We start from the raw sequence: 20,587 nt of genomic DNA on the forward strand, positions 1-20,587 counted from the left end.
CCCCCACGTCGTCCCCGTGCTGCTCAGCCGTCGATCAGCCGAGCGGCTTGCAGAGCAGCGCGTCGGGCGTGCCCCCGTGGTTCCAGCGCCACGTGAACGCGACGCCCGCGATGTACTCGCCGTCGCGGCACTGGCCCTTGTAGCTGCCGGGTGCCCAGTCGCTCGCGGTCGAGCCGCCGCCTGCCGGCCGGTTGTCGCCCTGGTCGAACCAGACGTTGCGGCCCTGGTTCGACGGCAGCGCGGTCTCGGGCTGCGCGCACAGCAGCTTCGACGTCGACCACTTGTTGACCGTGCCGATCGTCAGGCTGTAGCCGACGGCCATCTGCCCGGCGGGGCACTGCAGCTTGTCGTAGCCGCTCGCCCAGTCGTCCTGCACGTACGCCTCGTTGCTCACGACCGTGCGGGTCGTGGTCAGCGCAGGCTGCAGGTTGTCGGTGCAGAGCGCACGGTTGGTGCTCCGTGCGACGCCCACGAGGCGCTGCGTGTCGGGGCAGCTGCCCTTCCACCGGCCCGGGTCCCAGTCGGGCCGGTCGTTCATGAGGGCCGAGGCGTTCGTGTCGGGCGAGTGGCTCCCGCTGCCGAGCATGTTCCAGCGCACCTCGGGAGCGACGGGACCGGTCTTGCCGTCCGAGGTCACGAGCTTCTTCCACTGCGGGTAGCGCCAGTCGTCGGCGATGCTCAGCCGGGTGCCGTCGGCCTTGTAGGCGAGGAGCGAGAAGGTGTCGACGAAGCTGCCGTCGTCCGTGGCGTGGGCCACGAGGGGCCAGGCCGCGAAGTCGCTGTCGTTCTCGACGAGGATGTCGGTGAAGTTGACCCACCACGCCTTCTCCTTCTCGTTCGTCTGTCCGGCACCGGTGGTGCCGAACTCGCTGAACCAGACGGGGGCCGTGTAGTGCTGACCGGTCGTGTTGACGAAGAGCGCTGCTTCCGTGACGGAGGCCTTGAGCTGTGCCGCCGTCATGTCGCGGTACCGCAGGTCCGTGGTCTCACCGAGCCCGGTCGCGCCCGTGTGCTGGGGTCCGGTGAACCCGTAGATGTGCGCGGCGTAGACGATCTTGTCGGGGTAGAGCAGCGTGTTGGACAGGTTGCGCACGGGCTTCAGGTGCGGCCGGTCGTGGAAGGTGACGTCGGTCGGGATGCCCTGGAAGTTGATGCCCTCCATGATGACGAGCACGTCAGGGTCCGCGCGTTGGATGGCGATGCCGGCCTGCTGGTAGGACTTGTACAGGTCGTTCTTGTCGCCCATGCCCCAGTTGGGGTCGTCGAGGATGTCGCGACGCACCTCGTTGCGCAGGTCCATGCCGACGACGCGGGGGTTGTCGGCGTAGCGCTCGGTGAGCATGACCCAGTCACCGATCCACTTCTCGATCGTCTGGCTGCTGTAGGGCTTGGAGTTGCCGTCGTCGGCGCCGCAGCACCAGCGTGACGTCGTCGTGTGGTTGTTGAGGATGACGGCGAACCCGTCGGCCGTGAGCGCTTCGACGACCTCGTCGAAGACCTGCAGCGGTGTCATGCCCCTCAGCTGGGGGTTGGCTGTCACGGCGACGTCAGGCACAGGGGCCGTCATGCCGAGCATCTCGTTCGAGAAGGACAGCCGGATGCTGTTCAGCCCGAGCCCGTGGAAGTCGCTCATGAGGGTGGCCATCGGCACCCGGTCGAGGCCCATGGGGATGTCGTAGCTGATACCGCTGTTGTGGTTGGCGGGATCGTTCTTGTCGCCGCTGCCGTTCCAGTGCCCTTGAGCGCCGTCCCAGTTGGCGGACTTGAGCTTGAACCGGTCCCCGTCGGCGTCGACGACGTACCGACCGCGGGTGCTGAGCGGCGCGTCCCACGACGCCGACAGCTCCGGGCCGGTCAGCACGGGGATGGGCTCCTCGGTGGACGTGGCGGTCGCCGGGGTCACGACGGTGGTCGTGAGCCCGATCGTTGCCGTGACCGTGACGAGTGCCACGGCGAGCCGCGTGATGCGACGTTGCATGCTGCGAACCTCTCTGTTCGTCTTCTGCGTGTTCGTGAGGCTCGGCCGACCGTTGGAGGGACGCGCCCCGCGACCTGATCCGGTCAGGCTAGGGTGACGAATTACCGATGTCAACGTAAACATCCGCATTCGTGGCAACGTAAACATCACCGGCTCCGGACGAGCCGGCCCCGCTTCGCCTCTCAGCGCTGCGTCTCGAAGAACTCCCGGATGAGGTCGCCGCACTCGACGTCGCGGATGCCTCCCACGACCTCGACACGGTGAGGGTTGCGCCGGTCGCGCACGATGTCCCACACCGAGCCGCACGCGCCCGCCTTGGGATCCCAGGCGCCGAGCACGAGGCGCTCGACCCGCGCGAGCGTCGTCGCCCCGGCGCACATGGCGCACGGCTCGAGCGTCACGACGAGCGTGCACCCTTCGAGGCGCCACGAGCCGAGCGTCGCCGCGGCCTGACGCAGCGCGAGCACCTCGGCGTGGGCCGTGGGGTCGCCGATCTCCTCGCGCCGGTTGCGCCCGAGGCCGAGCAGACGCCCGTCGGGCCCGACGACGAGCGCCCCGATGGGCACGTCGCCCGTCGCCAGCGCGTGGGTCGCCTCGTGCAGCGCGAGCCCCATGAGCTCGTCCCAGACCGCGCGGCGGGCCGCGACCGTGTCGGGCGGGAAGGTCCCGCTCGCCCAGGGGAGGTCGAGCCCCGCAGGGCCGGGCGTTCCTGGGCCGGGCTCTGCGGTGGGGGCGACGTCGTCGGGGACCATGCTCCCGAGGCTACCGGGCGGTACCCTCGAACCATGCGCCTGCACGTCGCCGACCACCCGCTGGTCGCCCACAAGCTCACCGTCCTTCGCAACAAGGACACCGCCTCCCCGACCTTCCGCCTCCTGGTGGACGAGCTCGTGACCCTGCTGGCCTACGAGGCGACGCGGGACGTCCGGGTCGAGCCCCACGAGGTCGAGACCCCGGTCACCACGACCGTCGGGGTCCGCATCGCCGAGCCCCGCCCGCTCGTCGTCCCCATCCTGCGTGCCGGCCTGGGGATGCTCGAGGGCATGACCCGCCTGCTGCCCACCGCCGAGGTGGGCTTCCTGGGGATGCAGCGCGACGAGGAGACGCTCGAGGCCGTCACGTACGCCAACCGCCTCCCGGACGACCTGACGGGTCGCCACGTGTTCCTGCTCGACCCCATGCTCGCGACCGGCGGGACGCTCGTCGCGGCGATCGACTACGTGTTCGAGCGTGGCGCCCGTGACGTGACGGCGGTGTGCCTGCTCGCGGCCCCGGAGGGCATCGAGGTCCTCGAGAAGGCGATCGGCGACCGGGTCGACGTCCAGCTCGTCGTGGCCGCGGTCGACGAGCGGCTCGACGAGAAGGCCTACATCGTGCCCGGCCTGGGTGACGCGGGCGACCGCCTGTACGGCGTCGTCTGACCAGTTCGTCGTCCGAGCGCACGAAGCGGGGCCGCCGGGAGGACCTGGCGGCCCCGTCCTGCGTGACGATGCCCGACGGCGCCACATCCGTCCCATTTTCGTGTCTCACCGAGTGAGATTCTCGGTTCTTCCCCTTGGCGCCCCTCGGTGCCGCTGCCATGCTCACCTGGTGACCCCCTCGCTGAGCTTCCGCGGTGCCACCCGGCGCCCGAGCGTCAGCATGTCCTCCTGCGTCTGTTGTCCGGCCTGACTCGCTCAGTCCCCTGACAACCCTGCCGACCCTCGTCGGCGCCGCTCCGGCTCCTCGCCGTCGAGCGGGAAGACCCACGGAGCCTCGCATGACCACGCTGACCCAGAAGACCGCCCAGCCCCACGCCGCGCACCGCCGCAACCACCCCGGGTTCGTCCTGTACGTCGGGGTCGACGCGGCGTCGGGCGAGCACCCGCAGGCCGAGCTCGTCGAGCTCGCCGAGGCCCTCGGAGAGCTCGCCCGGGAATGGCTGCCGGCCGCCGAGACCTACACGGCCCTGACGCTCTCCGAACCGGCGACCGACTCGCACGAGCCGCTCGTCGACCACGGTCGACGCAAGGTGCGCGGGCGCAGCGCGGCCCGCCGCGCCGAGGTGCCCACCCCGGCACCGGACCTGGCCCCGCTCGGAGACGTCAACGCGTTCCGCGACCGCCTCGCGGCCCTGTCGCCGTTCCCGCGCGTCGTGATCGACCCGGTCGGTCGGCGGGTCACCGTCGACGGCTCGGTCCAGCGCCTCACGTACAAGGAGTTCGAGCTCCTGTCGCACCTCTACCGCTCGGCGCACCGCGTCGTGACCCGCGAGGAGCTCCTGTCGACCGTCTGGGGAGCCGACGCAGTGCGCGACGGCAGCCGGACGATCGACGTCCACGTGCGGCGGCTGCGCGAGAAGCTCGGCCTCCAGCACGTCATCACGACCGTCCGCGGGCTCGGCTACCGGTTCGACCCGCAGACCCACGTCGTCCTCAGCGGCTCGGGGGACGCCGCCTGAGGACAGGTGCTGCCGGGTCGGGCGCTCGTGATTCCGTGGGGGGATCGGCGCGGCCCGGCAGCACGGCTCCGGTGCGAGAGACCACCCCGGAGCTCGTCCGGGCCTCGACGACCGGTTTGGCCGGGACGTCCGGCCGGGGTTGGATGGACCGGTTCATCCGTTCCGTCCCCGCGAGGTCCTCTCCGCCGTGCCCGTCCTCCCACCGCCCGCCCGACCGTCCGTCGCCCTCCTCGGTGCAGGCGTCGCGCTCGTGCTCCTGACGGGGTGCACCGGGACCGGAGCCACCGCGGTACCGGCTGTGCCCTCTGTCGCCGTGCGTGAACCCGTCACGACCCGCGCCGAGGCCGACACGCTCTTCGCGGGACTCACCTCGGCACGGAACACCGCGAACGCGGCCCGGGACGCGGCTGCTCTCTCGCTCGTCGAGACGGGGCCGAGCCTGCGCGCCTCGACCTTCGCCTACGCCGCGCAGGCCGCGCAGGGGGCCGCGCCCGTCGCGCCCTACACCTCGACCGCGGGCACGCTCGCCGCCCCGGAGCGTGGCACCGCGGACTGGTTCTACTCGCTGAGCGCACCGGGCGACGCGGCGGTCGGCGACACCACGGGCGCGTACGTCGAGTCGACGTTCTTCATGCGCGCGGGCGAGGGCGACCCTTGGCTGCTGACCTACCGGCTGGCGACCGACCCGGCCGTCGCCCTGCCGCAGCCCGCGCTCTCGGGCGGCTCCGCCGTCGTGCCCGACGACGACGCGCGTGCCCGCGGGGGCCTCGCCCTCCAGGACGTGGTCGCGTACGCGAGCACCGGGCAGCCCGCCCCCACGCTCGACGTGACGGATGCCGACCAGCTCGCGACCGCGCACACCCAGGGCTTCCCCCTGCCCGACCTCTCGCCCGACGCCGGGACCGAGCAGCGCGCCTGCACGCTCGAGGAGCCCGCCCCGGCCTGGGCCTCGTCCACCCAGGGGATCTTCGCGATGGCGTCGGTCGAGTGCACGCAGAGCGTCGCGCTCACGGGAGGCTGGACGGCGCCGACGCCCACGACCGGGACGATCGGCACGGTCCCCGTCGGGGCCCGCTTGTCGGGGTGGACGGTCTCGCAGTCGGTCACGGTCCTCGTCGAGGTGCACGACGACGGCACGTCCCGGGTGGTCGGGTCCGGTCTGCGCCCGGTCCGGACGGACGTCACACCCGCCCCGTGACCCGGATCGCTGCACGTCCCCGGCCACCGACGTAGGTTCGGAGCATGAGCGACTCGACCGGATCGAACCCCGTACCGCGCGGCTGGAAGCGCCGCGGCCCGCACTTCACCGACCGGATCGCGGCGAGCAGCACCTCGCAGCCCGGCGGTCAGGGCGACGACCGAGGGCGCTGGCCCGTCGAGCCGGGCCGCTACCGGCTCGTCGCGAGCCTCGCGTGCCCGTGGGCGCACCGGTCGATCATCGTGCGCCGGCTGCTGGGGCTCGAGGGCGCGATCTCGCTGGGGATCGTCGACCCGATCCAGGACTCCCGGTCGTGGCGCTTCACGCTCGACCGTGACGGGATCGACCCCGAGCTCGGCTCGCACTTCCTCGCCGAGCACTACCTCGCGCGCGACCCCGAGGACGACGGCGGGGTGAGCGTGCCGGCGGTCGTCGACGTCCCGTCCCGGCTGCTCGTCACGAACGACTACCCGCAGATCACGCTCGACCTGTCGACCGAGTGGACCGCGTACCACCGCCCCGGCGCGCCCGACCTGTACCCCGAGGCGTGGCGCGACGAGATCGACGACGTCGCCGAGAAGGTCTACCTCGACGTCAACAACGGGGTCTACCGGGCGGGGTTCGCGGACTCGCAGGAGAAGTACGACACGGCGTTCGGGATCCTCTTCGAACGGCTCGACTGGTTGTCGGACCGGTTGTCGGAGCGCCGCTACCTGGTGGGCGACCACATCACCGAGGCCGACGTGCGGCTCTTCACGACGCTCGTGCGCTTCGACGCGGTCTACCACGGGCACTTCAAGACCAACCGCAACAAGATCACCGAGGACCGCGTCCTGTGGGCCTACGTGCGGGACCTGTTCCAGACGCCGGGGTTCGGCGACACGGTGAACTTCGACCACATCAAGCATCACTACTACCGCGTGCACACGCAGCTCAACCCGAGCGGGATCGTGCCTGACGGCCCCGACCTGTCGGGATGGCTGACCCCGCACGGGCGCGAGGCGCTCGGTGGGTCACCGTTCGGCGACGGACGCGCACCGACGGCCGCGACCGACCTGGCCTCCTACCACCTGGCGCCGCTCGCAGTGCCTGTGGACGGCGAGCCCCAGGCCGCGAGGCCGCGCGGCTGAGGGCCTACTCCGCGTCCCACGTCGCACTCCCCAGGAGGGTGTGCGGGGTGAAGAGGGAGAGATGGGAGACCGTCGCGACGTAGTTCGTGCCGTGGCTCACGACGCGGTCGCCCTTGACGTAGAACTGCCCGTACTGCCAGGCGGGCAGGCACGACTTCCCGGCGACCTGGAAGGTCCACGACGTCCCCGCGTCGGTCACGACGCGGTAGGTCGCGCCGCCCTCACCCGCGCTGGGCGCCTTGACCTGGATGCTCGTCCCGGGCTGCACCGTGCGGGTCGAGTCGCGGACGACCGCGGCCGAACCCTCGATGTGGAACGTCACGGCCTGGGTCGACGCGGTGTTGTCGTACACGAACGTGACGGGCTGGTACGAGCGCTGCTCGTTGTCCTCGAACCAGCACGCACCGACCGTGGGCGCACCGACGACGGGGGCAATGACGACCGGCACGTAGCGAGCCGCTTCGTAGCCTGCGGTCGCGGTGCTCGTGTACGCCTTGCCGTCGACCGTGCGCGACTGCCGGAGCTCGACCTTCCCCGCGGGGACCTCGGTCTTGCCCGTGTCCTGGGTGAACGTGGCCGTGGCCCCTGGCTCGACCGTGACAGGCGCACCGGCAGCGCCGTACGGGGTGACCATCGATACCTGCATCGACTCGTTCGAGGAGTTGGTCAGTCGGCCCGTCAGGCGGACCGTGCGGTCGACGACGCCGGAGGTCGCGGAGGCCTTGACCGTCCAGTCGGGCACGTAGCAGCTCACGCCCGCGACGGCGTGGCTCGCGAGCTGGACGCCGTCGGCCAGGACCGTGAACGTCGCGCCCGCAGGACCGACGCTCGTCCTGACCGTCTCGGTCCGTCCGGCGGCGACCGTCCGGGCGAGGTCGTCGCGGCCCGTCACCGTGAACGGTACGGGGAGCGTCGAGGCCGAGTTGTCGAACGTGAGCGTCACAGGGGCCGACGACGAGTGCGCCTTCGGGTCGAACACGCACTGGCCGACGGCGGGCGCCGGGTGCGTGGGCGCGATGGCGGCCCTGCCGAACTCCACGACGAGCGGGACGGGGTTCTCGTACCCCTTGCCGTCGCCGGGGTCGCTGTCCTCGACCCAACGGTACTGCCGGAAGCTGACCTTGCCGGCGTCGATCGCGGCGCGCCCGGTGTCGATCGTGAACGTGCCCGTAGCGCCCGGCGCGAGCGTCACCTTCTCCGAGTCCTCGACGTCCCCCAGCCCCGCCGGAGCGAGCATCCACACGTCCATCGGGGTCGTCGACGTGTTGGTCGCAGAGCCCGTGAGGCGGACCGTGCCCCCGACGTTCTCCGTGGAGACCGTCGCAGTGGCCAACCAGTCACCGTCCGGGACCCGGTAGCAGTCGAGGGCCTTGAACTCACCCGCCGGGACCGTGCGGGTGTACTCGGCCCCCGCGACGGTGGTCGTGAGTGTCAGGGTCGCCGTGCCCGCGGGGAACCGGTACCCGTCCTCCAGCGCCAGGTCGGCCCTCGTGCCGCGGGCCAGCGCGACCACGGGCGACGCGGAACCGACAGCGTCGAGACGCACCCGGAGGTCGTCGTACGCGGTCGTGTTGGTGACGCCCGCCAGGACGACCGAGGCCGTGCTCGCGCCCTCGCCGACGCACTGGGGTGCCGCGCCGCCCCCCGCGGGGATCGCGTCGCTCGCGCCGGCCCACGGAGAGCCGACCCGCAGCTGTGCGCTCGCGGCGTCCTGGGGGGACTTCCCGTCGGAGCTCGCCGAGGCCGTGAACGTCAGGCTGCTCGTCGAGGCCACGGCCTTCCCGTCGGCGACGAGCTGGACGTCGAGCACGACGGCCGGTCCGGCGCTCGCGCTCGCGTCAGGAGCCGGGAGCGGAGCGCCCTCGCCCGCCGCGCAGGTCGTCGACGACCCGGTCGGTGCGCAGGACCAGCCAGGTGTCAGGGCGCGGGCCGAGCTCCCGGACGGGAGGTTGCCCACCGAGAACGTCAGACCGTGGGCGTCGACGTCACCGGTGTTCCGGGCCGAGAGCCGCACCGCGGAAGCACCAGGGTTGAGCAGCTCTCCCACGACGGGCGCCGCAAGGTCCACCTCGGCACCGTAGGACTGGACCGGCGCCGGCGCGTAGGTCTTCGTCACCGGAGCCAGGCCCTTGCCCCGGACCGACCCGCCGAAGCTGTACGTGCCTCCGCGGGAGGCCTGCACCGTGACCACGAGCTCCTTCTTCTCCCCCGGTGCCAGCACGCCGACCGAGCAGATCACGAGCGAGGTCCCGTCGCCCTGAGGCACGGCCGTGCCGCACGGGAGCGCCGCGGCCTTCAGGACGGGCACCACGCCCCGCCCGGCAACGACCGTGGAGCTCACGACCGAGACGTTGGCCGGGAGCGTGACGTCGACGACGACCTCCTGGGCGGATGTCCCCCCGGTGTTCGAGGCCGTGAGCGTCAGGTCCTCCGGGTCGCGGGGCGCGAGCTGGAGAGGCGCGAAGGCCAGGTCGAGCGAGGCCGGTGCCGGGGCGACCGGGTCCGCCGGGTCCACCGGGGTGAGGGGGGTCGCCGGGATGGTCGTCCCCGGGCCGGCCAGGTCGCCACCGGTACCTGTGCCGCCACCTGCCTCGCCGCCGGTCCCGCCTGCTGCGCCTCCGCCGGTGTTCCCACCCGCGGCCAGCGGCGTCGAGCCGGTGTCGCCCTCCTCGAGGGGGGCCAGGTTGGCGGGGGACGTGGGGTCCGCGCTCGGGGGCGTGGGTGCGGTCGTCGGAGATCCGGACGGCGTGTCGGTCGGCGACGAGGACGGGTCGGGGCTCGCTCCCGCGCTGGGCGGCGTGTCGGGCGAGAATCCGCCGTTCAACGCGACGACGCCTGCGCCCACGGCCGCGATGGCCACGACGCCGACGGCCGCTGCGATCAGCGGTGACGCTGCGATGAAGGCGGCGATCCCTGTCGCGCCGGCCACGGCCGCCCCCGATCCGGCAGCGACGGCTCCGGTCGCACCGGCGGCGGCTGCCACGGCCCCGCCCGCTCCGGCACCTGCAGCAGTGGTTCCACCGGCGGCCCCGGCCGTCGCCGCTGCGCCTCCCCCAGCCCCGACGGCGCCGCTCCCCCCTGCCGCGGCTCCCCCGGACGTCCCTGCTGTCGTCCCGGAGGCGCTCGCCGAGGCCCCGGTACCCGCGCCGGCTCCGCCCGCACCGCCGGCGACGGCACCGCCCCCGACGACCGGGAGCGCGTGCCCCACCAGCCCGAGTCCCGCGACCCCGAACACCAGGGGCGCGATCACCGCACGCATGCCGTGCGAGACGTCTCCGAGCTCGAGCACGAGGCCTCGGCACTCGCCACAGCCCTCGAGGTGCGCGTCGACCTTGGCGTTCTCCCGCTTCGCGAGCCCTCCCCGGACGTAGGAGCCGAGCAGAGGGTTGACGACCTCGCACCCTTCGCTCGCCGCTCCCGTCAGGTGCTGCTGGAGGTAGGCCTGACGCAGGCCCTCACGCGCACGGTAGGCGAGGGCCGAGACTCCGTTGGCCGACAGCCCGAGCAGGGGCGCGATCTGAGCCGGGTTCATCTCCTCGACCTCGGTGTACCAGAGGACGGCCTGCCACCGCTCGGGCAGGCCCCGGTAGGCCTTGGTCACGATCGACCGCTCGAAGCCCTGCAGCGTCGGGTCCTCGGTCGAGGCCATGGGGCCGAACGCGGTCTCGAAGGTCTCGACGTCGTCGGTCGGCTGGGTGCGCCTGACTCCGTTGACCAGGTCGTACGAGAGGCGCCGGACGACCGTGAAGAGGTAGGCACGGAAGGTGACGTCGGGTCCCCCGCCGGTCTGCAGGATGCCGAGGACCTTGGCGAACGCCTCGGAGACCACGTCGTCCGCGTCCGAGGACGAGTGGACGTACTGGCGCGCCACGGTACGGGCGGCAGCAGCGTGCCGCTCGTAGAGCGCACCGAACGCGGAGTGGTCACCACCGCGCACGGCGGTGATCAGCTCGGCGTCGCTCGTCGAAGCGCCGTCCGCGTACGTCTCGACCTGGGTCATTCCCTCGCCCCTGACTGCGCCTCGTGCAGTTGAGGCTCCTCTCGCTCATAGTAGACGTCACGAACCCCAGTGTTTTCAACGTCTCACGGGCGATATGCGTTGCTTGTCCTATCCTCGGAGGGGCGATCCTCGCGAACCGCCCGGACCTCCGAGCGGATGAAACCAAAGTGCTCGGTCGGTATCGCGTCATGAGTGTCGGCCTGAGGGGTCTCATGGGTATGGACCTACGACCTGGCTACCCCCAGCCAGCCGTCGACTCGCTGCTCGCCGAGTGGCAGGCGGCGAGCATGGGCTCCGTCTGGCTGCGCCCCGGCGACTGGTACCACCCTGCGGTGGAGGCACTGGCCGAGGCACTGACAGACGGACGCCCCACGGCCCCTGCCGCCGACCGGCTCGGTGAGGCGCGGGGGCACGTCGGCATCAGCATGGGCGAGACGATCGACGACCTCGCGTGCCTGTTCGGCGCCTGGGGCACCCAGCCCGAGCTCGACACCCTGCGCGCTCTGAGCACCGGCTGGGTCCGAGGCAACGAGCCGAGCCTCCTGGTCCCGCTCACGACCGACCCGCGTTCTGGCCTGGCCACCCCCGAGTACCTCGTGCAACGACTGCGCGAGACGTACGGCGCGGGCGAGCGCAGCGGGCGCCCCGCGTCCCGCACCCACTGCCTGCTGCTCGTGGACGTCGCGGTCGACCGGATCGACGGTTGGCAGAAGGTCGCGCGCGCGGCAGCGATGGGCAAGATCTTCACCGAGGTGTTCGGCACGGGCCATCCCGTCGCGACGCTCGGCGGGGGCGTCTACGCCGCGCTGTGCGAGCGCGGCGCGGACCTCGAGCCGCTGCGCTCCGAGCTGCGGCACCGGATCGAGCGCACCGCGCTCTCCTACGGCGTCACCGCGGTGCTCCGGCGCCCTCCGCGCGTCTGGGTCGAGCCGCTCCCGACCGCTCACGCGGGAGCCGCGTCCTTGCTCCAGGCGCTCGGGCGCTGAGAGACGTTCCCCCGCGAGGTGCCGCGTCCCCGGACACACCTCGACGCCCCGTCGTCCGGCGAGGGACGAGGAGGGCGTCGAGGGGGGATCGCGCGATGGGGGGACGTCGCGCGAGGGGTTGGGACTCGCTCAGCGAGGAGCGTAGGTGAGGCAGTCCGCGTGGTCGGCGCCCAGGGGGCCGGCTCCGACGCGGATCGAGGAGGCGTTGCACTCGAGCGACTCGTTGTGGGCGCACTCCCCGCGCTGGCAGGCGCCGACGTGGGCGATGACCTTCTCGAGGCCGCCCTTGGCCGTGAGCGGGATGAACGTGGCGCACTCGGCCTCGCCGCCGTGGGCGGCGATCGTCACGGCACCGGCGTGGCAGCCGTGCTCGTGGTTGTATCCGCAGCCGTCGATCGAACACTCGACGACCTGGGGCAACTCCATCAGGCTGCTCATGGGACTTCTCCTTGCTCGAGGGACAGGGGCAGATCAACCGTGCATTTCCTTCACGGTATTCCTTGATGCAGCCCTTGTATAGGAAGCAAGGCCTCACTCGCTTCGGCGGAATTCCGCCATTTTTACGTCACACGAACCGCGCGTAAATGCGAAGGGAATCGCGTTCGGCTCGGCATCTCTCGCGTCGCGACGCGGGTCTCGGCGCGGTCAGTCCCCGCGCCCGGGCCGCCAGAGGACGAGTGCCCGGGTCTCCGTGCCCTGCCCTGCGACGGTTCGCCCGGCGTCCTCCGGGCTGCCTCGCCGGACCCGTCGTCCGCGAGGGACCATGACCACGTCGCCGCTGACCCCCGCGGCGAAGACTCGCCCGCCCTCGAGCCGCGCCGAGAGCGCGTCGAGCCGGGACTCGAGCCGGTCGACCTGCTCCTCGAGCGCGAGGATGCGGCGGATCCCGGCGAGGTTGACGCCCTCCTCCTGGGAGAGCCGCTGCACCTCGAGGAGCTTCGCGACGTCGCGCTGGGAGTACCGGCGCCCGCGCCCCATGGTGCGGCGCGGGGTCACGAGCCCCAGCCGGTCGTACTGGCGCAAGGTCTGCGGGTGCATCCCTGCGAGCGCCGCCGCCTGCGAGATGGCGAGCACGGGGGCGTCGTCGTACGCGTTGAACGGCACCTGTGCCGCTGCCGCTCCGGACTCTTTCCTGACCATGCGTCCTCCTCTCACCATTCTGCTCCTGGGGGTGGCGCTCGACGAGGCCTGCGGGGCCTCGTCGAGCGCGGGTCCTGCTATTCCGCGGCGCGTCCGAACAGGTCCGAACGCACGTCGCTCTCGCCGTCGGTCGCTGCCGCGAGCTGCTCGACCGCTTCCTTGGCGGCCTTCGAGAGCTTCTGCGGCACGACGACCTGGATCGTGACGAGCAGGTCTCCGGTGGCCTTGGCGGTCTTGACACCCTTGCCCTTGACGCGCAGCGTGCGCCCGGAGGGCGTGCCCGCGGGGACCTTGACCTTGACGGGCTTGCCGTCGAGCTGCGGGACCTCGATGGTCGCGCCGAGCGCGGCCTCGGCGAACGTCACGGGGACCGTGAGCCGCAGGTTGTGCTTGTCGTCGACCGAGAACACGGGGTGCGGCGTGACGTGCACCGTGATGACCAGGTCGCCCGGCGCTCCGCCCGCGACGCCCGGACGGCCCTTGCCGCGCAGGCGGATCTTCTGGCCGTCACGCACACCGGCAGGGATGCGGGCCGTGACGGTGCGACCTTCGGTCGAGACCGTGACGGTCGCACCCTCGACGGCGGGCCGGAACCCGAGCGTCGCGGACGAGTGCACGTCGGCACCGGCCTGCGGCCTTGCCGCGTTGGGGCGGAAGCCCGTCTGGGCTCCTCCGCCGCCGAACATCGACCCGAGGATGTCCTCGAAGCCTCCGCCTCCGCCGGTCTGCGTGGAGTACCGCACGCGGCCTCCCCCGCTACCGCCGCCGCCGCCGAACATGCCGCCGAAGATGTCCTCGAACCCTCCGGCCCCACCGGCCGGTCCACCGGCTCCTGCGGAGAAGCGGGCGCCCCCGCCGGCCATGGCACGGATCGCGTCGTACTGCTGGCGCTGCTCGGCGTCGGACAGGACCGCGTAGGCCTCGCCGATCTCCTTGAACTTCGCCTCGGCCTTCGCGTCACCCTGGTTCTGGTCGGGGTGGTAGGTACGGGCCAGCTTGCGGTACGCCTTCTTGATCGCGGCGTCGTCGGCATCCTTGGGGACGCCGAGCGCGGCGTAGAAGTCCTTCTCGATCCAGTCCTGACCGGTCAAGGCGCCTCCTCTCGTGGTGTCACCGGCCGGGGGCCGGTGGTCGTCTCGTCTCTGAAGTCTTGGTGTTCGTTCAGTCGTTCGCTCGTTCTGTCGTTCTGTCGTGCGTCAGGCCCCGGGGGACCTGCTCTCCCGGCCTGCCCGACGGCGGAGCGTCACCTTCGCGTGGAAGGTGCGCTCCGTCGTCGGGCATCCGGGAACGTGGGCGCCCGGCCCCGGAGGACCGGGCACCCACGACCGTCCTACTCCGGCCCGACGACCGAGACGCGCGCGGCGCGCACGACCTTCTCGCCGATCCGGTAGCCCGGCTCGATGACCATGTTGACCGTGGCCGACGTGGCCTGCGGGTCCACCTGGTGCATGAGCGCCTCGTGGACGTTCGGGTCGAACTCCTCGCCCACGACGCCGTACCGCTCGATGCCGAACTTCGCGAGGCTCGCGTCGAGCTTCTCGGAGATCGCGACGAACGGCCCGTCGAGCTCGCCGTGCTGGCGGGCCCGGTCGATGTCGTCGAGGACCGGCAGGAGCGCGGCCAGGACGTCCTCGACGCCCTTGACGCGCGCGGCCTCCTGGTCACGCAGCGACCGGTTGCGGTAGTTGGTGAAGCTGGCCCGCTCGCGCTGGAGCGCGTCGAGGTGGGCCGCCGCCTCGGACTGCGCAGCCAGCAGGGCTGCGTCGTCCCCGGCCTCGCCGGTGGGCTCGAAGTCGAGCCCCGCCAGCGGGTCCTGCTCGGCTTCGTTCCCTGCCGAGCCGGCGTCGGCCCCCTCGGGGGCAGCCTCCTTGGGCTGCCCCTCCGGGGTCACCTTGCGCTTGTCCGTGAAGTGGAAGGGCTGGTCCTCGGAGCCGAGCTCCTCGGGGCCCTGGGCGTCGCTCGTCACTTCTTGTCGTCCTCGTCCACGATCTCCGCGTCGACGATGTCCTCGTCGGGCGCGAACGGGGCTCCGGCGGCCGCAGCGGCGTCGGCGTCAGCCGCGCCCTGGTTGCCCGCGGCCTGCTCCTGCTCCGCCGCGGCGTAGAGCGCCTCGCCGATCTTCTGGCTCGAGGCCAGGAGCTTCTCGTGGGCCGACTTCACGGCCTCCGCGTCGGTGCCCTCGAGCGCCGTCTTGACCGACGCGATGTCGGCCTCGACCTCGGTGACGACCTCAGCGGGGAGCTTCTCCTTGTTCTCCGCGACGAGCTTCTCGGTCGAGTACACGAACGCCTCGGCCTGGTTGCGGTTCTCCGCCTCCTCGCGACGCTTCTTGTCCTCGGCCGCGTGCTCCTCGGCCTCCTTGACCATGCGGTCGATGTCCTCCTTCGGCAGCGCGGAGCCACCGGTGATGGTCATCTTCTGCTCCTTGCCGGTGCCGCGGTCCTTGGCGCCGACGTGGACGATGCCGTTCGCGTCGATGTCGAAGGTGACCTCGATCTGCGGCAGGCCGCGCGGGGCCGGGGCGATGCCCGTGAGCTCGAACGTGCCCAGCGGCTTGTTGTCGCGGGCGAACTCGCGCTCACCCTGGAAGACCTGGATCAGCACCGACGGCTGGTTGTCCTCGGCGGTCGAGAAGACCTCGCTGCGCTTGGTCGGGATGGCCGTGTTGCGCTCGATGAGCTTGGTCATCACGCCACCCTTGGTCTCGATGCCCAGGGACAGCGGGGTGACGTCGATCAGGAGGACGTCCTTGCGCTCGCCCTTGATGACACCTGCCTGCAGCGCGGCACCGACGGCCACGACCTCGTCCGGGTTGACGCTCTTGTTGGGCTCCTTGCCGCCCGTGAGCTCCTTGACGACCTCGGTCACGGCGGGCATGCGGGTGGAACCACCCACGAGCACGATGTGGTCGATGTCGTTGACCGAGATGCCTGCGTCACGGATGACGGCGTGGAACGGCGCCTTGGTCCGGTCGATGAGGTCCTGCGTCATCTGCTGGAACTGAGCGCGCGTGAGCTTCTCGTCCAGGTGGATGGGGCCGTTCTCGCTCATCGAGAGGTACTGCATGGAGATGTTGGTGCTCGTCGCGGACGAGAGCTCCTTCTTCGCCTGCTCGGCAGCCTCACGCAGACGCTGGAGCGCGATCTTGTCCTTGGACAGGTCGACGCCCGAGCTGTTCTTCACCTGCGCGATGAGGTGCTCGACGATGCGGTTGTCCCAGTCGTCACCACCGAGGCGGTTGTCGCCCGAGGTCGCGCGGACCTGGATGGTCGAGAAGTCGTCCTCGTCCTTGCCCACCTCGAGGAGGGAGACGTCGAACGTTCCACCACCGAGGTCGAAGACGAGGATGAGCTCGTCCTCCTTGCCCTTCTCCAGGCCGTAGGCCAGAGCGGCGGCGGTGGGCTCGTTGACGATGCGCAGGACGTTGAGGCCCGCGATCTGCCCGGCGTCCTTGGTCGCCTGGCGCTCGGCGTCGTTGAAGTACGCCGGGACCGTGATGACCGCGTCCGTGACGGGCTCGCCCAGGTACTCCTCGGCGTCGCGCTTCAGCTTGCCGAGCACACGCGCGGAGATCTCCTGCGCGCTGTACTTCTTGTCGTCGATCTCGACCGACCAGTCGGTGCCCATGTGGCGCTTGACCGACGTGATGGTGCGGTCGACGTTGGTGACCGCCTGACGCTTGGCGATCTCGCCGACGAGGACCTCGCCGGTCTTCGAGAACGCGACGACCGACGGGGTCGTGCGAGCGCCCTCGGCGTTCGCGATGACGGTGGGCTCCCCACCCTCGAGGACGGCAACCACCGAGTTGGTGGTGCCCAGGTCGATTCCGACCGCTCGTGCCATGTTCGTGCCTCCGTTGTGTTGCTGTGTGCTGCTACGTGTGTGTCGTTCGATCGGCAGCCCGTGGCGGTTCACTGCCCGACGGCGCGTCGTGGCGCGCTCGCCCGGACCTTCCCCTGCCCGGTGATGGGTGTCGCCACCCGGCTGCCGGTTGAGTCGTCCTCACTCAAGTTATGCCGGTCCGTGCCGCTACGCAAGCGGCGGGGGCGTGAACTTGAGTCCACTAGGCTCAACCTTGGCCTGGAGGGGAGTATTCCCAGGGTCGAACGGCTCGTCCAGGAGGCGACGCAGGTCGTGTCGCACGCGAACGACCACGGCGAGGGGTGGTCGCCGTGGTCGTTCGAGGGGGCCGGTCGCCTGGAGCCGCTCATCCCCCCGCTCGCGGCGCCCTCACCCGGCTCACACCAGCTCGACGGCGTCCGCCTGCGGTCCCCGGTCACTCTGACGCACCTTGTACCGGACCCGGTCGCCCTCCTCCAGGACCTCGTCACCCCGCACGACCGACACGTGCACGAACAGGTCCAGGCCCCCGTCATCGGGGGTGATGAAGCCGAAGCCGCGCTCCTCGTCGTAGCGAGCGACCGTGCCCTCGCCGCCGCGCACGGGCCCGCCGGACGACCCGGGGCCGTTCGACCGGCCGCGGTCTGCGCCGCGCGCGCCGCCGCGCGCGAGCTGCACGTTGCGGGCGTTGGGGCCCTTGTCACCGTCGACGACGTCGTACGTAACACGATCGCCCTCGGAGAGCTCGGTCAGTCCCGAGCCGAGCGCGCTGACGTGGACGAAGACGTCGCCGCCACCCGAGTCGGGCGCGACGAACCCGAAGCCCTTGACCTCGTCGTACCAGGACACGGTGCCGTCGGCGCCGTCCGACGCGGGCCGCGCGGCCTCGGCCGCGAGCGGCAGCAGGTGGTCCGCCTGCGGCCCCTTCTCCCCGTCGACGATGAGGAACGCCACCCGCTGCCCCTCCGAGACCACACCGCCACCGACGATGGCCGAGCTGTGCACGAAGATCTCGGCGCCGCCGCCGTCGGGCGTGACGAAGCCGTAGCCCTTGGTCGGCTCGTACCAGGTGACGGTGCCCAGCACGCCCAGGGGCGCGTCTGCCGCCCGGTCGCCTGTGACACGGACACGACGCGCCTGCGGGCCGCGGTCGCCCTCGCCCATCTCGAACTCGACGATCTGCCCCTCCCGGAGCAGCCTCGTTCCGTCGTCTCCGACGATCTCCGACGCGTGCACGAACAGGTCCTCGGCGTCGTTCCCGAGGTCGATGAATCCGAACCCTCGGTCGGCGTCGAACCATCGGACAGTTCCCTGGGGCACTGGGGACTCCTCTATCTCGGTAGACATTGCTGTCTCCTATTGTCCCCCCGGTCGGAACCGCCGACCGTTGGGTCCCTCGACCCTCGACCCGGTCGAGGCCCGAACGTGCGGCCATGGCCACGACCGACGCACCACCGCGCCCTTCCCCCGATCCCCTGCACCACCGACTGGCTCGTGGACCGGTCGCGCCTCGGTGGCCCGGCGGCTCACCCTCGGCCTGCCACCTCCGCGACAACCCGCGTGAGCTCGGGCCAGAGCGGGGCGAAGCTCCCGACCCAGGGCGCAGGCATCCCTCCTGCGGCGCGTTGCGCCTCGACCTCGGCCCAGCTGACCCACGCTGCGTCGTCGACCTCGGCCGGGTCGAGGACCAGCCGCGGGCGACCGGGCACGGCCGCGACGTAGACGTCGAGGAACGCTGTGGGCAGCGGCCCCCTGCCCACCCGCGTGAGGGCCTCCCCGTCGATCACGAGCCCCGTCTCCTCGCGCACCTCGCGCACGGCCGCCTGAACGCCGGTCTCGCCCGCGAGCACGCTGCCGCCGGGGATCTCCCACGCGAACGGAAAGGTCTTGGTCGCGGCGCGACGTGTGAGCAGGACCAGGCCGTCGGACCGGACGACGCACGTCGCCACCATGAGGTGGAAGCGGCCCAGGGGCCATCCCGGGTCGCTTCGGCGGTGCACCTCCCCGGTGGGACTGCCCTGCTCGTCGAGCAGGTCCCACGTCTCCGCGTCAGCCATCCACGCATCCTCGCAGCGGCGCGGGCCGCACTCCAGACCTGCCCGACGGTCGGCGCCCCTGCGACGCCAGGTCGAGCACCCGCTCCACGGTCGCCGCGTACACGTCGTGCGCATCGAGCGGGAGCGTGTTGAACCAGTCCGTCGCGATCCGGAACAGCAGCGCGCGCACGAGGTGCTGGGCGAAGCCCTCCCCCGGGTCGATCGTCTCGAGGAGAGACAGCGGCGCTCCCTCGAAGCAGACGGCGTCGACGGCGACGATCGCCACCGAGTACCGCGCGGGCCGCCAGTAGAGCGTGAGGTCGATGACCGCAGGCGGCAGGCCGGCGGCGAACAGCACGTTGCCCGTGAGGTCGCCATGAACGATCGTCGACGGTTCGGCGACGACCCGCCGGGCCGCGAGCAGCGCCGGGAGGTGCGGGACGTCGTCGGGCACCTCCACCGCGTCCTCGCCCCAGGCGAGGCGGTCCGCACGAGCCCAGGCGTGCGTCCGCTCGTCGAGGAACGGCGGCCGCTCAGCGCCGTCGAACGCCTCCGCGAACCGCCACGCCACGTCGGCGATCTGCGCCCACCGTCCCGCGACGTGCTCGCCCTGGAGCACCAGGAACGCGGTCCAGCCGTCGACGACGAGCTCGCCCGTCCGGCTCCGCGCGGGCAGGCTCAGCCGGAGGTCGTCGCTGCCCGCCGGCGCGTGGCGCCGCAGCCAGTCGAGCTCGGCCGGGAGCACGTCGAGCGGCTTGAGCACCAGGTCGCCTGCGCGCCACGCGGCGCCCCGCCCGCCGTCGAGCCTCACCGCGGGGCCGACGGCGCCGAACTCCTCCAGGACCTCGCTCGGTGGCTGCACCGGACGACCCTACCCAGGAGCCGGCTGCGCGACGAGCATGCGGTTGTCGTGGGTCGAGCATGCGGTTGCCGTCCAGAACCCGCCGGATCACGACGACAACCGCATGCTCGGCACCGAACGCCGCCCACCGCCCACCGCCACGTCGGCCGTCGTGATCGCTCCCGACGCGCGAGTCGCCCGGTCTGCACGTAATGTCCGGTGACGCTCGCGCGCCGATCCTCAGTCGTCGCGTGCCGACCACCGCTGGAGGCCCTGTGCACCCGTTCGTCCACCGTTACGAGCTCGACACCTCTCGGCCGACCGGCCGTGAGGTCGCCCGCGACCTGGCCCTCCGGGCGTTCCTTCCCGGCGCCGCGCTGTGGCTCGCCGTCGTGGGTCTGGGGTTCCTCATCAAGGGCCCGCTCGAGAACCTGCCGGGAGAGGCCAGGGTCAACCAGGCCCTCGTCTCGGCGCGGACCCCCTTCCTCGACACGGTCACGGAGATGCTGTCCGCGATCGGGACGACCGAGTTCATCATCGGCGCCTGCGTGCTCGCGGTCGCCCTGATCTGGTGGCGCACACGGCAGTGGTGGTTCGCCCTGGTCCCCGCGCTCGCGGTGTCGCTGCAGGCCCTGGTCTTCCTGACGTCCTCGCTCGTCGTGGGCCGCTCGCGCCCCGAGGTCGAGATGCTCGACCACGCCCCGCCCACCTCGAGCTTCCCGAGCGGCCACACGGGGGCCTCCACGGCCTTCTACCTCACGCTCGCGCTCCTCGCGCAGCGCGTGCAGAACCCGGCGCTCCGGGTCGTGCTGACGGTCCTCGCGGTGCTCGTCCCGTTCGCGGTCGGCTTCGCCCGGTTGTACCGCGGCATGCACTCGCTGACCGACGTCCTCGCCGGGTTCGTCAACGGCGTCGTGTGCGCGGTCCTGGCATGGGGCTACCTGCGCCGCGACACGTCGCAGGTCCGGGCCTGACGACAGCGAGCCGTCGCCGTCGGC

Annotated in this window: 17 protein-coding genes; 6 read left to right on the forward strand and 11 right to left on the reverse strand. The window is 71.8% G+C overall.

Features of this window, described 5'->3' with window-relative positions:
• Positions 1 to 34: 34 nt before the first annotated feature.
• Together ACIPWA_RS08355 and ACIPWA_RS08360 are read right to left on the reverse strand one after the other, a co-directional pair.
• Positions 35 to 1,978, reverse strand: a complete 1,944-nt coding sequence (locus tag ACIPWA_RS08355) for a glycoside hydrolase family 5 protein (RefSeq protein ID WP_400289407.1) — start codon at positions 1,976 to 1,978, stop codon at positions 35 to 37.
• Between the two features lie 182 nt (positions 1,979 to 2,160).
• Positions 2,161 to 2,592: a nucleoside deaminase gene (locus ACIPWA_RS08360; RefSeq protein WP_030153537.1), complete on the reverse strand. Its 432-nt coding sequence runs from the start codon at positions 2,590 to 2,592 to the stop codon at positions 2,161 to 2,163.
• A gap of 171 nt (positions 2,593 to 2,763) precedes the next feature.
• On the opposite strand from ACIPWA_RS08360, the gene upp reads away from it, so the two are divergent.
• From upp to ACIPWA_RS08380, 4 genes are all read left to right on the forward strand, one after another.
• Positions 2,764 to 3,399 carry a uracil phosphoribosyltransferase gene (gene upp / locus ACIPWA_RS08365; RefSeq protein WP_056644908.1) on the forward strand — a complete coding sequence of 212 codons (636 nt, stop codon included), beginning with the start codon at positions 2,764 to 2,766 and terminating at the stop codon, positions 3,397 to 3,399.
• Positions 3,400 to 3,737: 338 nt separating this feature from the next.
• On the forward strand, positions 3,738 to 4,418 hold the full coding sequence (locus tag ACIPWA_RS08370; protein WP_056644905.1) for a winged helix-turn-helix domain-containing protein: 681 nt from the start codon (positions 3,738 to 3,740) through the stop codon (positions 4,416 to 4,418).
• 313 nt (positions 4,419 to 4,731) lie between these two features.
• Positions 4,732 to 5,616, forward strand: coding sequence for a DUF8094 domain-containing protein (locus ACIPWA_RS08375; protein WP_139107760.1), 885 nt, complete (start codon positions 4,732 to 4,734; stop codon positions 5,614 to 5,616).
• A gap of 44 nt (positions 5,617 to 5,660) precedes the next feature.
• Complete coding sequence (locus ACIPWA_RS08380) at positions 5,661 to 6,746, forward strand: glutathione S-transferase family protein (RefSeq protein WP_400289408.1); 1,086 nt, start codon at positions 5,661 to 5,663, stop codon at positions 6,744 to 6,746.
• A gap of 4 nt (positions 6,747 to 6,750) precedes the next feature.
• On the opposite strand, the gene ACIPWA_RS08385 is transcribed toward ACIPWA_RS08380, so the two are convergent.
• Positions 6,751 to 10,746, reverse strand: a complete 3,996-nt coding sequence (locus ACIPWA_RS08385) for a sigma-70 family RNA polymerase sigma factor (RefSeq protein WP_400289410.1) — start codon at positions 10,744 to 10,746, stop codon at positions 6,751 to 6,753.
• Between the two features lie 218 nt (positions 10,747 to 10,964).
• Here ACIPWA_RS08385 and ACIPWA_RS08390 point away from each other — a divergent pair, with 218 nt between their 5' ends.
• Positions 10,965 to 11,732, forward strand: coding sequence for a hypothetical protein (locus ACIPWA_RS08390; protein WP_400289411.1), 768 nt, complete (start codon positions 10,965 to 10,967; stop codon positions 11,730 to 11,732).
• Positions 11,733 to 11,861: 129 nt separating this feature from the next.
• Here the strand turns inward: ACIPWA_RS08390 and ACIPWA_RS08395 are convergent, their stop codons facing one another.
• The 8 genes from ACIPWA_RS08395 to ACIPWA_RS08430 all read right to left on the reverse strand — a co-directional run bounded on the left by ACIPWA_RS08395 (position 11,862) and on the right by ACIPWA_RS08430 (position 19,610).
• The gene (locus ACIPWA_RS08395) at positions 11,862 to 12,170 is read right to left on the reverse strand and encodes a DUF1540 domain-containing protein (RefSeq protein WP_056644890.1); all 309 of its coding nucleotides are present in this window, start codon (positions 12,168 to 12,170) and stop codon (positions 11,862 to 11,864) included.
• A gap of 207 nt (positions 12,171 to 12,377) precedes the next feature.
• The gene (locus tag ACIPWA_RS08400; protein WP_068627637.1) at positions 12,378 to 12,872 is read right to left on the reverse strand and encodes a heat shock protein transcriptional repressor HspR; all 495 of its coding nucleotides are present in this window, start codon (positions 12,870 to 12,872) and stop codon (positions 12,378 to 12,380) included.
• A gap of 77 nt (positions 12,873 to 12,949) precedes the next feature.
• Complete coding sequence (locus ACIPWA_RS08405; protein WP_400289413.1) at positions 12,950 to 13,963, reverse strand: DnaJ C-terminal domain-containing protein; 1,014 nt, start codon at positions 13,961 to 13,963, stop codon at positions 12,950 to 12,952.
• A 239-nt stretch (positions 13,964 to 14,202) separates the two neighbouring features.
• Entirely contained in the window at positions 14,203 to 14,838 is a 636-nt protein-coding gene (grpE, locus tag ACIPWA_RS08410) for a nucleotide exchange factor GrpE (protein ID WP_400289414.1), read from the reverse strand.
• Positions 14,835 to 16,715, reverse strand: a complete 1,881-nt coding sequence (gene dnaK, locus ACIPWA_RS08415; RefSeq protein ID WP_191805354.1) for a molecular chaperone DnaK — start codon at positions 16,713 to 16,715, stop codon at positions 14,835 to 14,837. The genes grpE and dnaK overlap by 4 nt, the downstream gene beginning before the upstream one ends.
• A gap of 396 nt (positions 16,716 to 17,111) precedes the next feature.
• The gene (locus ACIPWA_RS08420) at positions 17,112 to 18,032 is read right to left on the reverse strand and encodes a cold-shock protein (protein ID WP_400289673.1); all 921 of its coding nucleotides are present in this window, start codon (positions 18,030 to 18,032) and stop codon (positions 17,112 to 17,114) included.
• A gap of 206 nt (positions 18,033 to 18,238) precedes the next feature.
• On the reverse strand, positions 18,239 to 18,769 hold the full coding sequence (locus tag ACIPWA_RS08425) for an NUDIX domain-containing protein (RefSeq protein ID WP_400289415.1): 531 nt from the start codon (positions 18,767 to 18,769) through the stop codon (positions 18,239 to 18,241).
• Positions 18,762 to 19,610, reverse strand: coding sequence for a TIGR02569 family protein (locus ACIPWA_RS08430; RefSeq protein ID WP_400289416.1), 849 nt, complete (start codon positions 19,608 to 19,610; stop codon positions 18,762 to 18,764). Before ACIPWA_RS08430 ends, ACIPWA_RS08425 begins: the two co-directional genes overlap by 8 nt.
• A gap of 230 nt (positions 19,611 to 19,840) precedes the next feature.
• Between ACIPWA_RS08430 and ACIPWA_RS08435 the strand changes: the two genes are divergently transcribed.
• Positions 19,841 to 20,563, forward strand: a complete 723-nt coding sequence (locus ACIPWA_RS08435) for a phosphatase PAP2 family protein (protein ID WP_400289418.1) — start codon at positions 19,841 to 19,843, stop codon at positions 20,561 to 20,563.
• Positions 20,564 to 20,587: the final 24 nt, after the last annotated feature.

The organism is Oerskovia enterophila, from assembly GCF_044748475.1.
Taxonomy (GTDB): domain Bacteria; phylum Actinomycetota; class Actinomycetes; order Actinomycetales; family Cellulomonadaceae; genus Oerskovia; species Oerskovia enterophila.

Bases quoted from the DNA above. Each gene is read 5' to 3' on its own strand.
- ACIPWA_RS08355 (WP_400289407.1), bottom strand. From the start codon at position 1,978: ATGCAACGTCGCATCACGCGGCTCGCCGTGGCACTCGTCACGGTCACG.
- ACIPWA_RS08360 (WP_030153537.1), bottom strand. From the start codon at position 2,592: ATGGGGCTCGCGCTGCACGAGGCGACCCACGCGCTGGCGACGGGCGAC.
- upp (WP_056644908.1), top strand. From the start codon at position 2,764: ATGCGCCTGCACGTCGCCGACCACCCGCTGGTCGCCCACAAGCTCACC.
- ACIPWA_RS08370 (WP_056644905.1), top strand. From the start codon at position 3,738: ATGACCACGCTGACCCAGAAGACCGCCCAGCCCCACGCCGCGCACCGC.
- ACIPWA_RS08380 (WP_400289408.1), top strand. From the start codon at position 5,661: ATGAGCGACTCGACCGGATCGAACCCCGTACCGCGCGGCTGGAAGCGC.
- ACIPWA_RS08385 (WP_400289410.1), bottom strand. From the start codon at position 10,746: ATGACCCAGGTCGAGACGTACGCGGACGGCGCTTCGACGAGCGACGCC.
- ACIPWA_RS08390 (WP_400289411.1), top strand. From the start codon at position 10,965: ATGGACCTACGACCTGGCTACCCCCAGCCAGCCGTCGACTCGCTGCTC.
- ACIPWA_RS08395 (WP_056644890.1), bottom strand. From the start codon at position 12,170: ATGAGCAGCCTGATGGAGTTGCCCCAGGTCGTCGAGTGTTCGATCGAC.
- ACIPWA_RS08400 (WP_068627637.1), bottom strand. From the start codon at position 12,872: ATGGTCAGGAAAGAGTCCGGAGCGGCAGCGGCACAGGTGCCGTTCAAC.
- dnaK (WP_191805354.1), bottom strand. From the start codon at position 16,715: ATGGCACGAGCGGTCGGAATCGACCTGGGCACCACCAACTCGGTGGTT.
- ACIPWA_RS08425 (WP_400289415.1), bottom strand. From the start codon at position 18,769: ATGGCTGACGCGGAGACGTGGGACCTGCTCGACGAGCAGGGCAGTCCC.